The sequence below is a fragment of the Neobacillus muris genome (assembly GCF_943193175.1).
GTDB classification, from domain to species: Bacteria; Bacillota; Bacilli; order Bacillales; family Cytobacillaceae; genus Neobacillus; species Neobacillus muris.
Map to the genome: position 1 here is coordinate 136686 of NZ_CALPDF010000007.1, position 16158 is coordinate 152843.

General features: G+C 41.3%; 18 protein-coding genes and 1 riboswitch. Of the genes, 3 read left to right on the top strand and 15 right to left on the bottom strand.

The window, feature by feature from the left end:
- Positions 1-19: 19 nt before the first annotated feature.
- Together NFS43_RS07770 and NFS43_RS07775 are read right to left on the bottom strand one after the other, a co-directional pair.
- Positions 20-904 carry an alpha/beta fold hydrolase gene (locus tag NFS43_RS07770; protein ID WP_251551073.1) on the bottom strand — a complete coding sequence of 295 codons (885 nt, stop codon included), beginning with the start codon at positions 902-904 and terminating at the stop codon, positions 20-22.
- A gap of 92 nt (positions 905-996) precedes the next feature.
- Positions 997-1767, bottom strand: coding sequence for a TSUP family transporter (locus NFS43_RS07775; RefSeq protein ID WP_251551115.1), 771 nt, complete (start codon positions 1765-1767; stop codon positions 997-999).
- A gap of 228 nt (positions 1768-1995) precedes the next feature.
- Here NFS43_RS07775 and NFS43_RS07780 point away from each other — a divergent pair, with 228 nt between their 5' ends.
- Positions 1996-2592, top strand: coding sequence for a M15 family metallopeptidase (locus NFS43_RS07780; protein WP_251551074.1), 597 nt, complete (start codon positions 1996-1998; stop codon positions 2590-2592).
- Positions 2593-2660: 68 nt separating this feature from the next.
- On the opposite strand, the gene NFS43_RS07785 is transcribed toward NFS43_RS07780, so the two are convergent.
- The 8 genes from NFS43_RS07785 to NFS43_RS07820 form a co-directional block, all read right to left on the bottom strand.
- Positions 2661-3401 (bottom strand): amino acid ABC transporter ATP-binding protein, encoded by a 741-nt coding sequence (locus NFS43_RS07785; protein ID WP_251551075.1) that lies wholly within the window; start codon positions 3399-3401, stop codon positions 2661-2663.
- 17 nt (positions 3402-3418) lie between these two features.
- Positions 3419-4183, bottom strand: coding sequence for an amino acid ABC transporter permease (locus NFS43_RS07790; protein ID WP_251551076.1), 765 nt, complete (start codon positions 4181-4183; stop codon positions 3419-3421).
- An 87-nt stretch (positions 4184-4270) separates the two neighbouring features.
- Entirely contained in the window at positions 4271-5116 is an 846-nt protein-coding gene (locus tag NFS43_RS07795) for a transporter substrate-binding domain-containing protein (RefSeq protein WP_251551077.1), read from the bottom strand.
- 149 nt (positions 5117-5265) lie between these two features.
- Positions 5266-5449, bottom strand: a riboswitch (Lysine riboswitch).
- A 188-nt stretch (positions 5450-5637) separates the two neighbouring features.
- Complete coding sequence (locus tag NFS43_RS07800; protein WP_251551078.1) at positions 5638-7260, bottom strand: mannitol dehydrogenase family protein; 1623 nt, start codon at positions 7258-7260, stop codon at positions 5638-5640.
- A gap of 55 nt (positions 7261-7315) precedes the next feature.
- Positions 7316-8725, bottom strand: a complete 1410-nt coding sequence (gene uxaC, locus NFS43_RS07805; RefSeq protein WP_251551079.1) for a glucuronate isomerase — start codon at positions 8723-8725, stop codon at positions 7316-7318.
- Between the two features lie 18 nt (positions 8726-8743).
- Positions 8744-10279: an MFS transporter gene (locus tag NFS43_RS07810; RefSeq protein WP_251551080.1), complete on the bottom strand. Its 1536-nt coding sequence runs from the start codon at positions 10277-10279 to the stop codon at positions 8744-8746.
- Positions 10280-10388: 109 nt separating this feature from the next.
- Complete coding sequence (gene uxuA / locus NFS43_RS07815; protein ID WP_251551081.1) at positions 10389-11483, bottom strand: mannonate dehydratase; 1095 nt, start codon at positions 11481-11483, stop codon at positions 10389-10391.
- A gap of 62 nt (positions 11484-11545) precedes the next feature.
- On the bottom strand, positions 11546-12229 hold the full coding sequence (locus NFS43_RS07820) for a GntR family transcriptional regulator (RefSeq protein WP_251551082.1): 684 nt from the start codon (positions 12227-12229) through the stop codon (positions 11546-11548).
- Positions 12230-12510: 281 nt separating this feature from the next.
- Here NFS43_RS07820 and NFS43_RS07825 point away from each other — a divergent pair, with 281 nt between their 5' ends.
- Positions 12511-12699, top strand: coding sequence for a hypothetical protein (locus NFS43_RS07825; protein WP_251551083.1), 189 nt, complete (start codon positions 12511-12513; stop codon positions 12697-12699).
- Positions 12700-12899: 200 nt separating this feature from the next.
- Here the strand turns inward: NFS43_RS07825 and NFS43_RS07830 are convergent, their stop codons facing one another.
- The 5 genes from NFS43_RS07830 to NFS43_RS07850 form a co-directional block, all read right to left on the bottom strand.
- Complete coding sequence (locus tag NFS43_RS07830) at positions 12900-13100, bottom strand: cold-shock protein (protein ID WP_223587661.1); 201 nt, start codon at positions 13098-13100, stop codon at positions 12900-12902.
- A gap of 277 nt (positions 13101-13377) precedes the next feature.
- Entirely contained in the window at positions 13378-13566 is a 189-nt protein-coding gene (locus NFS43_RS07835; RefSeq protein ID WP_251551084.1) for a hypothetical protein, read from the bottom strand.
- Positions 13567-13601: 35 nt separating this feature from the next.
- Positions 13602-14357 (bottom strand): hypothetical protein, encoded by a 756-nt coding sequence (locus NFS43_RS07840; protein ID WP_251551085.1) that lies wholly within the window; start codon positions 14355-14357, stop codon positions 13602-13604.
- The gene (locus NFS43_RS07845; protein ID WP_420910306.1) at positions 14350-14526 is read right to left on the bottom strand and encodes an RNA polymerase sigma factor; all 177 of its coding nucleotides are present in this window, start codon (positions 14524-14526) and stop codon (positions 14350-14352) included. The genes NFS43_RS07840 and NFS43_RS07845 overlap by 8 nt, the downstream gene beginning before the upstream one ends.
- 333 nt (positions 14527-14859) lie before the next feature.
- A complete protein-coding gene (locus NFS43_RS07850; protein ID WP_251551086.1) occupies positions 14860-15105 on the bottom strand; it encodes a hypothetical protein in 246 nt (81 codons plus the stop codon).
- 168 nt (positions 15106-15273) lie between these two features.
- Between NFS43_RS07850 and NFS43_RS07855 the strand changes: the two genes are divergently transcribed.
- A complete protein-coding gene (locus NFS43_RS07855; RefSeq protein WP_251551087.1) occupies positions 15274-15513 on the top strand; it encodes a hypothetical protein in 240 nt (79 codons plus the stop codon).
- Positions 15514-16158 lie beyond the last annotated feature (645 nt).

A 16158-nucleotide genomic window follows, 5' to 3' on the forward strand; every position in this document is an offset into this window, starting at 1 on the left:
ATCAAAGTGTCCTGTATCCCTATCTTTGAGCCAAAAAAGACAGAACGGCCTCGTTCACTTTCTCATACTGTTCAATCGTCAACCCATGGCCTGCCTTCGGAATCATTTGAGCAGTCACATTCGGCATCAAACGTATGGCTCTTTCCAGCATTTTGACGGGGTTATAGATCACTTCGTCTGCACCAATCAGAAGCAATGTCTCAACAGAAAGATTTTGAAGCTCCATATCGCTAAAAACAATAGGATTAACCCGCTGACAGGGCACACAATTCAGGCCGGAAACAATAAATTGGCGGAACAAGATCTCTGACTTTTCATCCGGCTGAAAGCTTGGACTTACGAACCACTCAATTTCTTTCTGGATCCGCGATTCTGAAGGAAACGCAAGAGCAGGATACACCTTGAGAAGAAACTTCGGTGTCACCTTGCCTATTCCCGCTGCGGGAGCAAATAAAACTAGTTTGTTCACCTTTTCTGGGGCCAGAATGGCATAATTCAATGACAGCCAGCCGCCCATTGAGTGTCCCGCAAAGACAGCTGAGGAGATATTCAGCCCTGATAGGACATCGTCAAGCCAGTCCTCTGCGTCCTGACGAGTTTTCATCATTCTTGTCACATTCCCTTTCCCTAAATCCCCGATCGTATCCAAGGCATAAACACGATAAAAGCGGGAAAGCGGTTCAATATTCGGGTACCACATCGTCGCGCTAAACGTCATTCCATGAATGAGAATGAGCGGCTCCCCATCCACCGGCCCTGCTGCAATGATATGTGTATCCCCGAAACGGGTCGGAATCAAAAGCTCTTCGTACGGAACCGGCCAAAGCTTCAGCGTTTCATCATAGGCTTCAATAAAAGATTGTTTATTTCCTTTTTTTCTTATGATTGTGAGACTATTAGACATATAGCACCGCCCTAAGATAAATAGACAAACTTTTCCAAACCCCATTATATCATAGGCAAAAAGCAGCAGAGCCTCTTGGAAATAAAAATTTTTTAATGATGGAAATAGTCATAAGCATTTTTCGCCAACAACAAAAACGTGACCAAAATAAATAACGCACGGACATAGCTGCTTCCCCGTTTAATGGCAAATCGGGAACCGCAAATGGCACCGGCTAATTGGGCAATTCCCATAGGAATCCCATACGCGTAATTGACCTGGCCCAAAACCATGAACATGATCAGTGCGGCAATATTACTTCCAAAATTTAAAAACTTCGCATTTCCTGCCGCCTTTAAAAAATCAAACCCCATCATTAAATAAGCAAAGATTAAAAAAGAGCCTGTTCCTGGGCCGATAAATCCATCATAAAACCCAATCGCAAAGATTAACACGACAAAAATAATAGAATGACGGATCGATAATTCTTTTTTAACTGAAATAGTGCCCAAATTTTTCTTAAAAATCGTATAGATGGCGACAGCGGCCAGCATCACAAGCATGAGCGGCTTCAGTACTTCTGGATTCATCAGGTGAACGGTCCATGCCCCGATCATTGAGCCAATAAAGGTGAGCGGAAATAATTTATAAATGGATTTGAGCTCAACCTTCCCTGACCGGTAAAACATAATCGTGCTCGTTAAGGAGCCGACTGTTCCTGCTAATTTATTGGTTGCCACCGCTGCTGCTGGGGGCAGGCCCGTAAACAATAATGCCGGCAGGGCAATTAGACCGCCTCCGCCTACAACGGAATCAATAAATGCCGCTAAAAAGCCAAAAACAAGCAAAATCAGTAATAACGAGGGATCCAAATCAAAAAACATCTTATCAGCCTTTCTTATGTACATATAATCCAAATTATACCTTACTAGTTGAGAGAACTGAAATGCAAAACCTTCTGCCAAATGATACAATAAGAACGATTTTCTAGTTTAATTGCCACAATCGGCCCTCTAGCTTTTTCCAACAATTACATCCGCTAAATACGAAACTATTAGCCTATGTTTTTCGTCTTAGAGGATAAGAATTTTTGCAATAAAGGATTTGAAACGATGAAACGAAGAAAAGTAAAGAAATCCGTTAAGAGATTTACTATTCTATTGATTACTCTCCTCGTCTTGATTCTCATTATCCATTGGAAGGACCAAGAACCTCTCAAAAAAACAGAAGCAAGGGAGCCAGTTTCTATGCCCACTGAACTGAATCCGATTGTGAAGGAACGCAGCCAGCAGCTCCTTCAGCAAGCAGCGGACAAGGGAATTGTCGTCGTGATCACAGATGGATTCCGTAGTGCAAAAGAACAGGACAGGCTTTATAAGCAAGGCCGCACCACAGATGGGAATATTGTCACCCATGCCAAAGGCGGCGAATCCTACCATAATTACGGACTTGCCATTGATTTCGCCCTCCAGACCCCGTCAGGAGACGTGATTTGGGATATGGAGTACGATGGAAATCAAAATGGCAAAGCCGACTGGAAAGAAGTCGTCACGATGGCCAAAGCATTAGGGTTTAAATGGGGCGGTGATTGGGCGAAATTTAAAGACTATCCACACCTGGAAATGGATTTTGGTTTAACGATTGCCGATTTGCAGAATGGACAGAGACCGCCTTCCTCCTCCTTAACAGCGGAGACCGAAGGAGACTAGCCGCTTATCTAAGAAAAATGGGGACAGATATCTGCTTGGCGAAGCAGGAAATCCGTCCCCGTTTTGCATTAAATCGCCGGCAAAGTCCGTTGCAGGAATTCTCTCGTGCGTTCCTCTTTTGGAGCGTTGAAGATTTGCTCCGGTGTCCCCTCTTCAGCAATAACCCCTTTGTCCATGAAAACGACGCGGTCGGATACTTCTTTAGCAAAGCCCATCTCATGTGTGACAACCAGCATCGTCAAGCCTGATTCAGCCAGTTCCTTCATGACTTTTAGAACCTCGCCGACCATCTCAGGGTCAAGGGCTGATGTCGGTTCATCGAACAGCAGCACATCCGGCTCCATTGACAAGGCTCTGGCAATGGCGACCCGCTGCTTTTGCCCGCCTGAAAGCTGCTTTGGTTTGGCATGTATATATTTGTCCATCCCCACCACTTTCAAATATTTCATGGCGACCTTTTCCGCCTCTTCCCTAGACCGCTTCAACACTTTGATTTGGCCGACCACACAATTGTTTAACACATTGTGGTTATTGAACAAATTAAATTGCTGAAACACCATTCCCAGCTTGGTCCGATAGGCAGCGATGTCATGTTTTTTATCTAAAATATTCTCGTTATGATAAATAATTTGTCCGCCTGTTGGTTTTTCTAATAAATTGATGCAGCGAAGGAGTGTGGATTTCCCTGATCCCGATGAACCAATAATACAGACCACTTCGCCTTTATGAACGGAAAAATCAATGTCCTTTAACACCTGATGTGAACCAAAGGATTTACTTAAATGTTGAATATCTATGACTGTTTCCATTTGGCTGTCCCCTTTCTCTACCTATTTTTCTCCTTTATAACCGGCGTTTCCACCTGCATCTGATTGCCCATCATAATCATGTCATAATTGTCAGGACCGTCCAGTTTCCGCTCAATATACCGAAGGATTCTAGTAACTGCAAAGGTCATGATTAAGTAAAGAATACTTGCCACAAAGAACGACTCAAAATAGCGGAAATTATTTCCTGCAATCGATTTGGTTTGGAAAAATAACTCTGAAACAGAGATTACGTTCAATACCGATGTATCTTTAATATTAATGACAAATTCATTTCCGGTTGCCGGTAAAATGTTGCGGATTGCCTGTGGCAGCACCACATTGATCATTGTTTGAAAGTGATTCATCCCGATGGCATGGGCTGCTTCAAACTGTCCCTTATCAATCGAAAGAATGCCGCCGCGGACAATTTCTGACATATACGCCCCTGTATTAATCGAAACGATAAAAATTGCAGCAGCCACTCGGTCCATGTCAAAACCAAACGCCAGTGCCGAGCCATAATAAATGACCATTGCCTGGACAATCATCGGTGTACCGCGGAAAAACTCGATATAAATCGATAAAATTGCATTGACCACTTTTAACAGGCCTTTTTTGGCCCCTGATTCCGGTACTGGGATCGTACGGATCACGCCAATCAGCAATCCGATAATGGAACCGATGATCGTGCCGATTAACGATATTAACAGCGTCATCCCTGCACCGCGAAGGAACATCGGCCAATTCTGCTGGATGATGGTCATTAACCAATCAAAACTCATAAGGTTCTCCTCCTGTTTTTGCTTTTCCGTTCACTTAAAATTAAAAACCGGCTGCACTAAGAGGCAGCCGGTTGATCACATCATTGCCTATTTTTCTGCGGCTGGCTGATTTTTAATGGCTTCATCCATGATGCTGGTGCGCTCATCCTCAGAAATGCCAGCTAAGATCTCGTTGATTTTCTTCGTCAGCTCGCTTCCTTTTTGCAGTCCGACCGCAATCGCCGTATCATCATCAGAAGTGTTAAAGCCGTCTTTGAACTCAACCATGGCATAGTGATCATTGGCAGCCGATGCACTGACCGCTTCCGGACGTTCAGACACATAGCCGTCTATTACACCTGACTCCAGCGCCACCCTCATCGCCGGGAAGTTATCCATTGCCGGCTGCTTGCTGACACCCTTAATCTGATCAATCACGGAATAGTGGAACGTATTTAATTGAGCCGTGATTTTAGCACCCTTGAAATCTTGAATGGAAGCGGCGTTCTCATACTTGCCGCCTTTTTTAACGACCATCACTAAATCTGATTTATAGTAGTTATCGGAGAAATCAATCGTCTTTTTACGTTCAGCTGTTGGCGACATCCCTGCGATGATCGCATCAATTTTCCCTGAAGTTAACGCAGGCACAAGACCGTCCCATTCTGTTTTGACAATCACTAATTTCTTCCCTAGGCCATCGGCAATTTTCTTAGCGATTTCCACATCATAGCCGCCGGCATATTCGGCTGCACCGTCTATTTTCACGCCGCCATTGGCATCGTCTTTTTGTGTCCAGTTAAATGGAGCATAGCCTGCTTCAAGTCCCACTCTAAAGGTATTTTCATCTTTTGCTGATGCCGTTTTTGTATCAGAAGCGCTGCTTGTTCCGCACGCTGCTAACATACCTGCTGAAAGCAGCATGACAATCATCATTAAAAATCCTTTTTTCATTTTTTTCCTCTCCCCCAAATGATTTTTTTGTGGCTATCTATGATGCAATGAGAAGGTCATTAAGATTTTTGGCAAAATAAAAACGGCCTGAGATGAACTCAGGCCGCCGCATGTAATCATAGCCGTCCTTAAATTCCCCTCTTTTTCTCAAACGAGATAGCGCTCCTCAATAAACCGGGAAGTTTATTGAGACAGTCCTGCAGTTATTCACTGCAGACCCAGCAAGTAATAGTCGAGTCCTATTACAAGCTTCGGCGACATTTCCTTCTCCATAGCTTCATTGCTTCTCGAGCTCCGCTAAAGACTGTTAAATATCGCGCCTCTACCCCACTGTAAAAAGCGAGGTCTTATTAAATTATAGTATATTTATATAATAATATTTCGCTTGTGTCAACCGATAGTCACAATTATTTCTGTTTTTTAAGTTTACATTCAATCACAAAAACTCTATGGGAATAATTTCCGATTTTAAATAAATGAATGAGGGACTAATCTTTTGTGATTAGTCCCTCCTATAACGATTAAGAGTTCAGCAGTTCGTGAAGGGTTGTTCTTACTGCACCTGGACCTTGGATTAGCTGTTTAAAGAGCGCTTCTACTTTTGTGCCCATGCCAATTTGGTAGAGGTCAACACCAAAGATTCGTTGGTTTGAAAGGATTGGCTTTAATTGTTCGCCAACAGAATCAGGGTTTCCAAATTCAATCGTTTTGATCGATTGCTGAACTTCTTCCAAAAGCGGATCCGGGCTGAGATTCATTTCCTTGCCTGCATCATTAAGGCCCAGCAAGTATCGGCACCATCCGGCTAACACTAATGGAATAAAGGTTAAATCATTGACATCCAAGTCGGTTCTTTCGACATATGCCTTAATGGTCTCCCCAAAGCGGATCGCCAGCTTCTGTGAAGTATCTGTTGCAATCCTTTGCGGCGTATCCGGGTTGTTTGGATTTGGAAAACGCACGTCAATTACTTCTTTAATAAAGTCCATTGGGGCAATGATGCCAGGATCGGTTACGGTCTTCATGCCTTCCACATACCCAATTTTTTCAACAAGGGCTTTTAAATCCTCATCATTCATTTCATCGGCAATCGACGTATAGTCCAGCAAGCAGCCAAAAATCGCCAATGCGGTATGCAGCGGATTTAAACAAGTGCAAACCTTCATTCTTTCGACCTGGTCAACTACGCTTCTTTCTGTAAAATAGACGCCAACCTTTTCTAATGCAGGACGTCCATTTGGAAAACGGTCCTCGATGACTAAGTACTCCGATTCCTCTGTATTCACAAATGGGGCAATCGCCGGCCCATTCGGTCTTGTATAAATCAATTCGGCACTGCCATAGCCAAGATTGGTCAACTTATCTGCGACAATTTTAGATGGCTGCGGGGTAATTTTGTCAATCATACTCCATGGGAACGTGATTTTGGTTTCATCATTCAAATAGTCAATGAATCCTTCATCAACAAAACCGAGTACCTTCCAGGCAGTAGCGACCGTTACGATTGCATCCTTCAGCTTGTCTCCATTATGCGAAAAATTATCGGTGCTGACTAAGGCTAACGGTGCTTGGCCATTTTGATATCTTTCGTATAAAAGAGCGGCCACCATCAGCATCGTATGGCTTGGCTGAGCGGGTCCCTGCTCCATTTCTTTTTTAACATTTTCACGGATTTCCCCGCTCAAGTCCCGCAGGTCATAGCCTTTTTCCGTGATCGAAAAAGTGGTGAATTGAAGGGATGGATTGCGGAAAATTTCCTTCAACCGTTCCCACGGTTCTGGATCACCATAGGCGGCAATACTTTCAGCCACACTGGCGATCACTTCCATATCCAATGTCCCATCTGCCTTCATGACGACATTCAGACTTAAATTATCATGCGGATGATAGACTTTGTCGATCACGCCATCACTAAAAGTGGAAACTGCAATAATTCCCTTGTCAGACTCGCCTTTTTCAATTAAGTGCTGCTGCAGTACGGAATGGAAGGCCCTAAATAAATTTCCTCCTCCGAAATGCAGCCAAATAGGGGATTTTTTCGTTGCGTCCCAGACTTTCTCAAAATCATAATTGGGTGTTTTCATTCCAAGTGCTGAAAAACGATCTTTTTTTGTTTTGAGTTCTTCTTTTCCTAAATGTAGCATGTCGATTACCCCTTTTCGTTATGCGTCCTTGATGGGCACCAAGGACGCTATATGTTTACTTCAGCTGAAAATTAAAATAGTTTTTGGCGTTGGTATAGGAAATATCCTGCACGATTTCCCCTAACCATTCTAAATCATAAGGATACTCTCCGTTTTCAACCCAAGTCCCGAGAATATTGCATAAAATCCTTCGGAAATATTCATGCCGGCTGTAGGATAAAAAGCTCCGGGAATCCGTCAGCATCCCTACAAATCTGGCCAATACGCCTAAATTGCCGAGGATTTTCATTTGCGCGATCATGCCATCAATATGATCATTGAACCACCAGGCCGAGCCAAACTGAATCTTAGACGGTGTGCCGCCTTCCTGGAAATTCCCCGCCATCGCTGCCAGCATTTCATTATCATTTTGATTCAGGCTATATAAAATCGTTTTTGGCAGCTGCTGATCCCTGTCCAGTTCATCCAGCAATTGGGATAGCGGCACAGCAAAGGAAGCATCCCTCATCGAGTCCACGCCAACATTTATGCCAATCTTGCGAGTCAGTCGTGAATTGACACTTCTCAATGCGCCAATATGGTATTGCATGACCCAGTCCCGCTTGCTGTAGGCTTTCCCAAGGCTGACAAGTAATTGAGTAAGAAATTGATTGTTTTCCTGCAGTGAAATGGTTTCCTTATTTAGCGCTCTTTGGACAATCCGATCTAGCTCATCTAATGTGGCAGGTTCATACACGACAACCTCTATGCTATGGTCAGATAATCGGCAGCCAGCCTCATGGAAATAATCCATTCTTGCTTCCAGCGCTTCTATTAAGCTTGTATATTGATCCACTTGAATCCCGGTGATTTCCCCCAGCTTGCCGACATAATCGGCCCATGCTGGATTTTGAATCGCCATCACTTGATCTGGACGGAAGGACGGCAATACCGTTGTTGAAAAATCTTGATCGGCCTTCAGCTGCATATGGCAGGACAAATCGTCAATCGGATCATCGGTCGTGCCGATAAGCGCTACATTGGAACGCCGGATCAAACCTCTTGCTGAAAAATCAGGACTCTGCAGCTTCTGATTGCAGGTTTCCCAAATTTCCTTTGCTGTTGCTTTTTTTAAGACCGTTTGAACATCAAAGTATCGGCGCAGTTCAAGATGTGTCCAATGATAAAGTGGATTGCCAATTAATTTTTCTACCGTTTCAGCCCACTTTTCAAATTTTTCATAGTCATCCGCTTCACCGGTAATATAGTACTCTTCAACACCATTGGCCCGCATTGCCCGCCATTTATAATGGTCGCCCTCTAACCACAATTCTGTCATGTTTTTATAGGTTCTATTTTCATAGATTTCCTGCGGGCTTAAGTGGCAATGATAATCAAAGATCGGCATGCTGGCAGCAAATTCATGATAAAGTGTTTTGGCTGTTTCCGTTTCTAGTAAAAAGTCTTCGTCCAAAAACGTTTTCATTTGTTACATCCCTTTCAATTAAATGACTTTTGAAACATGTTGTTCCGTTGTACCAGATCCACCCCATAGTTTTTCATATTTATAACCAGTAAGCGCCTCCACTACTACTTTCGTTTCTGGATCGACATCTTCCTTGCGGCCGTTGTTTTTCAAACGGTTGATTTCATCCACAAGGATGCCATGTGTTTGTTTATTCAATTTAAAGGTAAAGGCAGCAATCAGCGCCACAAGAAGCAGGCCGACAACCCCAATCAGCATGATGCCAACAATGGTGTGCACAGCACTATCCGGCTGTACAGATGCCTTTTGCACAAAGCCTCCCGCTTCAAGAACGGCACCCACTAAGAAGGTGGCCAGTGCTACAGAAGATTTTCTAAAGAAAGTCATAACCGATGCAAAGATTCCTTCGCGTCGTTTTTGCGTAATCATTTCATCGACATCCGGGATGAACGGGAAGATGTTCCAAGGCACAAATTCCAGCATACTTCTTCCGATTTGGTAGACGACAGAAATCAAGATCAGTGTAGTCATTAAGTTGCTTGGATGAAGGAAATAGACGGCTCCATATCCCAATAAGCAAACGATCATCGTAGAGTAAGAGATTTTTGCTAAATTAGCCGGGCCGATTTTAATCATTAAATAACCATAAACCATCGCACCTGGAAGTCCAATGATACTAAAGGACAATAGGTTAGCTGCAACCTCTGATGTACTGTTTAGGGCATAGACACAGTAATAAACAAATACTGCGTTGAACGCATCTTTTGCGGTCATTGAGCTAATATAAATCAATAAATGTTTACGGAAGCTTTTTACTTTAAATGTAGAAGCAAAGTCAACCAATGTTTGTGTGACCACTTTCATACTTTCAGCAAAGCTTTTTCTTTCTCTCTTTTCATTGATGATTTTCTCCATATCTTCAGGAGAAACTTCTCTTTCCCATGTTGAGCGATAAGAAATAAACACACAGACCGCAAACACGACGGCGAAAAAAGCACCATTCGCGAAGAAAGCCATTGAATTGTCTTGTCCTAAAGCACTGAATAAGCGTCCTGGAATAAAGGTGGCCAAAAATGTACCCGTTGCCGAGATAAACATTCTAGCTGTTGATAAGAGTGTTCTTTTATTAAAATCCGTTGTCATTTCTGACGGAAGTGTTTCCCAAGGAATTAATACTAATGCTGCAATAATTTCAAAGGCTAAATATGCGAAAAGATAATAGAAATAGTTCATTCCTGTTATCCATAGCAAGACGTAAATCAGCATTAATGGCGAGCCGATTAATAAGAAAAATCTGCGCCGTCCAAATTTTCTTCCCAGTTTAAATCGAAAGAAGTTATCAGAAAAGCTGCCCATGAACAAACTAACAACTGCATCCACAATCCGGGCAATAGCAATGATCGAAGCACCTTGAACAGGTGTTAATCCAGCAAAGGTGGTAAAGAAGAACAGCAGCCAGGCACCGATGATCGTAAAGGCGCCTCCGCCCATCATATCCGTTAAGCCAAAACCAACACCTGTTTTCAGCGAAACTTGCTTATTTTTTTTAGACATTAAGAATGCCTCCTTTAAAATATGTTAACAACATGGATGTAGGTTAAACGCTTTCAACCCAAGTTTTAAAAAATAGGAACAAAAATTTTTGTTCCTATTCACATTTCGATCAAACATTTTGAAGCGTTTTTCCAGCCTGTTCTTTCAATAAAACCTGGGTATCCCAAGCACCTAACAAATACATGACACCTAAAGCACGGTCATATAAGCCGTAGCCTGGGCGGCATACTTCATCCCAAATATGGCGGCCGTGGTCTGGGCGGATATAGCCATCGAAACCGTTCTCATACAGGGCCTGGATAATGCCCGTAATCGGAACAGAACCATCTTCCACGCGGTGGGAGGTTTCGATAAAGCTTCCATCGCCAAAATGCTTGACATTCCGAATATGAGCGAATGGAATTCGGCTCGTAAACGTTTTCGCGATATCGACCAAATCATTGTTAAGATTTCCGCCTAATGAACCCGAACAAAAGGTTAACCCATTTGATGGACTATCAACAGCATTTAATAGATTCTGAATGTCCTGCTTGTTTTTCACAATCCGTGGCAATCCGAAAATGGAAAATGGCGGATCATCTGGGTGAATGGCCATCTTTATGCCGTTTTCTTCAGCGACAGGGCAAATTTCCTTTAAGAAATAGGTGAGATTTTCTAAAAGTTCTGCTTCAGACACATTCTTATAAAGATCGAATAAACGCTTTAAGTCTTTTAATCTTTCAGGCTCCCAGCCTGGCAGTGTGAAGTCCTTTGAGTTTTCTTCCATGTTCTTGACCACTTCTTCTGGTGTAAGGGAAAGAACTTTTTTCGCATCGAAATATAAGGCGGTACTGCCGTCTTCCATCTCTTTAAATAAATCAGTGCGGAACCAGTCAAATACAGGCATAAAGTTGTAGCATACGACCTTCACGCCAAATTTGCCTAAATTTCTCAACGTTTCTTTATAGGCTTCAATGTATTGGTCTCTTGAAGGCAATCCCAATTTAATATCTTCGTGAATATTAACGCTTTCAACCACTTCCGTATTTAATCCATAGGCTTTGGCTTGATTGACCACTTCCTCAATTCGTTCAACCGTCCAAACCTCGCCAACCGGCACATCATGCAGGGCCCAAACAACTCCTTTGACTCCTGGAATTTGGCGAATTTGCTTTAAAGTAATGGAATCATTGCCTTCTCCGTACCATCTAAATGTCATTTGCATATTAGTTACCTCCTCATAGTGTTAACGCTTACTTTTTCTATAAAAATAATGGTTCACTTGAATTATCCGAAATACTCTGGGTATTGTTGAAGAAGAATATCCTTTTCAGAAATCATCAGCCTCATATGGCCAGACATAATCTCTTCCGCTTTCTTTTTATCCTTTTGCCGGATGGCTTTAAAAATTTCTTTATGATGATCCATCAAAACATCCCAATCCAAAACCTCGGTATCCATTAATCGCAATAAACGGAATCGATTCAAATGTCCCGCCATGTCATCGATCATCTTCCAGGTGCGTTCCTTCCCACAGCATTTAAACAGCTCTTTATGGAAGGATTCATCCAAGTCAAGGAATTTTTCTACTTCCCGATTTCCAATCTCGTTATGGACGAGCATTTCTTGCATCTTTAAGTTGACTTCCAGATTAAAGATCATTTCATCCGTAAGGTTTTCACAGCATAGCTTCACAATTTGCGGTTCCACGATTTCCCGAACGAACCGTGCTTCTTCAGCAAGATCTAAATTGATGCGTGAAACTGTTGTTCCGCTCTGCGGGATAATGGTTAATAATTCTTCCTGGGCTAATTTCAGAAAGGCTTCTCTGATCGGGGTACGACTAACTTGCAATTGGTCGGACATTAATTTTTCTGAAATTTTTGTACCAGGAATAAGTTTTAATTTTAAAATTTGCGACTTCAGCTGCTCATACGCAAAGTCTTTGGCATTAATATTTACATTTGGCATGGATTTTCCTCTTCTCTTCCGACTCTTATCTACCTCCTATTTTATCAGGTAAACGTTTTAATTACCATACTATCATACTACTATATTACAACATTAATATACTAATATGGTAGTTATATTTCCATAATAAACCCCTTTCATAAATTTTGCAATATTCATTTGTGACAAAATTTATAACATCTATGAATGAAAACTCAAATAAAACAGTAAAAAAATGAATTCATTCTTTCTGGTTTTTTTTACTATTTTTCCAGGTATGATTAGGTAGGAAGGATAGGTGATTGAATGTGATGATTGATAATGGGTTGATCATGATTGAATTGGAGGCTGAAGCTTACGGGCAGAGGTCCATCCTTCATCCCGTTTTAATATGGGACGATACGGCCGCCGTGTTAATCGATACCGGGATGCCAAAAAGCAGATCGAACAAATCATCAGGGAAAGAGGGCCCAGTGATTTCATTCATTTAGAAAACAATCAGAATTTCTTTTAAAAGTTTCTTATTTCTTTCATCTTGTGTTACACTAGGTATACCATTTGAATTACTGTTTTCATGTTCCCTATTCATTCGTGAATGGGGTTTTTTTATGCCAAAAAGCCTGGCTTGGTCATTTTTTTCAAAAAAAAAAAAAAAACAGACCCCAAATTGGAGTCCGTTTCTGATGGTTAATTAAGCTTTACGAACGTTTGCAGCTTGAGGTCCACGGTTACCTTGCTCAACGTCAAAAGTAACTGATTGACCTTCTTCAAGAGTTTTGAAACCTTCGCCTTGGATAGCTGAGAAATGAACGAATACGTCTTCTCCACCTTCGCGCTCGATGAATCCGAAGCCTTTTTCGCTGTTAAACCATTTTACTTTACCGTTTTCCATGTTTGTTGCCTCCTAGTGTGCAGACCACACAATGTAATACTATCCTTGCTCTCAGTGATCATCAAGACGAAAAGTTTAAAACTTATACCAATCCTTTACACCGGACAAAAATAATTCTTTCTAAGAATAACATTTTTTTGAAGTAATAGCAAGTCACCGTGAAACATAATTAAAAAAATACCCGATTAAGTGGTTAATCATGCGGTTTGTTAAATATTTCCTAAGCAAAATCCACCCTTTATTAGCTCCAAAAAAACCATTAATAGTGCTTTTTTCGTCAAAAGATTTCTTTTATAAAAATAAAATTCTTCACAAGTTCTGCTTCACTGATCGAAATTCTATTCGCTAAATCTTTCGTTCTAAATACAAACTCTTTAACCCCTATAAATTCTGACTCACTTATCAAGTAAAACTGCGTTCCTTTTTTATAGCCATTAAACTGCCTGTTTAGTCGATATACTTTCATGTAATAACCTCTACTGCTTGATTTGGAAATGAAGCTTACTCTTCTTTACTTGGTTGAAGCGGCTCGTTTTTTAAAATACTTTCTACTTCTTCATACCCTTCTAGAAAAGCAAAGTTATATCTTGCTGGAAGCGCAAAAACATATTCTTTATTTTGCCCCAGCATCTTTGGTCCAATTGGTGCTGCTCCAATATGAAATTCTTCGTTTTGAAGGGAGGACCATTGTTCCATAGTGAAAACCATAATTGGAATATCTTGTCTCGGGTTATCTTCTGTCCAATCAGGATGCCTAATTAAGAGGATCGGTCCATTTTCCATCGGCTGTTGGTCAGCACTAACCCCTTCCCATGAATCCGAAACAATTTGGTACCCCTCCCAGCTTTTTGGCAATGAGAAAGTAAATCCATATTCTGTATTTTCATATACCATATTTTCATCCGGTTTGTTCTGATCATGATCCTCTGTATCAGGGTTCTTACTATTTTTATCTGATGAAATCGGTTCTTCACTTTTCTTTCTTGCTTCAGTTGAACCAGATTGGGATGGGCTGTCGTCATGAATCGGAAAAGTAATAATTGCAAACAGCAGGAGAGCCGCGATACTTGCTAAGCCGACTGAAATCTTTTTCATTATACCAGCTCTTTTTTTCTTTTGATCGTATGAACGTGCAAATTGGAGAATGGTTTCATGGATGGCATCTTGAACTTCCTTCGTATACTTCTGATCATAATCAGGTTCAGGCAAGGATCGAATTTTTCTCTCTAAATCATAAAATCTCTGATTGTCATTCATAGAAAAATCCCCCCATACTTTTTTGTAGTTTTTTTAAAGCACGATGATAGGTGATTCGAACCTTATTCTCATTCCAGTTTAAAATGGAGGCTGTTTCAGAGACGGAGAATTCTTTAATCCCTCTCAGAAAAATGGTAGATATCTTTGTTATATAAGTAAAACCACTCAGAAATTTTGCTGCTAATCATCCGCTGATCAACTCCATTTCCCCTCCAATTTTTTTCTACTTAGTAAGTTAGTCGATTCAGAACATGATTTATTTCAATTTATATAAAATTAGGTTAACACGAATCGTAACCATGCAAAAAAGGGAGACAGAATCCTAAAAAGAATACTGTCTCCAGATGATCCCTAGTCCCTTTGGCCATGATCGGATCGTGAAACTATTTGTTCACTTTTATTTTCTCGGGTATGGCCTTCCAGTATGCAGGGTTTTCTAAGCCGAGACGCCAAATCCCGATTCCCAGCAGGTCATATTTTTCTACAAGGTTCAGCTTGAACTTCAGACTATAGCTATTTTCAAACCAAGCCTGGTGGCTATGCTGCTTAAACTGGTGTAGTATGAGTCGACGGTCGGCTGGGAGCCTGGAAACGTTCCTTCTTGTTCGGTATAGAAGCCTAAAACTTCACGAGAGGTTTCCTTCCTTTTGCTTTCCTCTTTTCCTTCTGAAGGACTACAAGATGACATGAGCCATAATCCGATGCTTAAAGAAATAATGGTGAATAACCGGCAGCCCTTTTTCACCATAACACACCTTCTTCTATTTTTTGTATAGGTCTTTAAGTTGATGAGAAAAGTGGGAACTTATTCACGATTTGAATTTTCCCTTTTCCTCTCTCGTCCGGGAGGTTAAGGCAGCAGCATTGTGTTATAATATCCACGAGTTATTTTGATTTTTTCAAGGAGGCAATAGGTATGGACAAGCAAGGTCAAGAAATGTTTTTAAATTTTATTATAGAAAGAGTTCAGGAGGGCAAGGAGGAGGAAGCAAGAGCGATTCTTGCTGAGAACTTCAAAAAGCTAGAGGCAGGTACGTTTACACAGGCTGATATTGCAGCGTTTGTCCCTAAGATGATCAGCATTATTAAGCCAGAAAAATTAGCGGAGCTTCAAGCAGTGGCGATGCAATTTGCCGGGAGCTTCGGTATTAAATAAGAGCCAACATAATGTAGGATCAGCCCGCCGCTCTTAAAGGATTGGCAGAAGAAGAGAATGATTCGTTACGAGAGAACCGCGAATGGTTCTCTTATTTTTGTATTTTGCCCATCCTCTTCAAGTTGAACTAATCTTAAGATTTGCCGTCTTTCTTGTTAGTTCTCAGAACGGTATTTGGCAACTCTAATTACCAAATTGTTTAACTTATTAAATTATATTTTTTTGGAAGAATTCTGTAATTTCCTCAAATGGTATAATATCCGTCTTGTCATACAAATCTGTATGACGAGCATTTGAAATCACCATCAGTTTTTTTCACCTGTAAATTTTTTAAATGCGTCTTGACTAAAGTATAAAGAATGAGCTTTTTCACTATGTACCATGAGAACCGCATTGCGAATTTCATTACTATATTGTAAAAGTGGCATATTCATATATGACAAGCCATCGTTTGAGCATATAATCAAAGAACCGAAAGAGTTGTTGATTGTTCCTGAAGTAGACCATGTGGACTTATACGATAATAAGGGAAGTTAACGTGTTAATCCACAAGAGGGATAACCCACCAGTGGTTCAATAAGGCGTAACTACTATATAGGCTGCCGACCCGGATTCTCAAAGAAAATTCGGATAATCAACATCGTG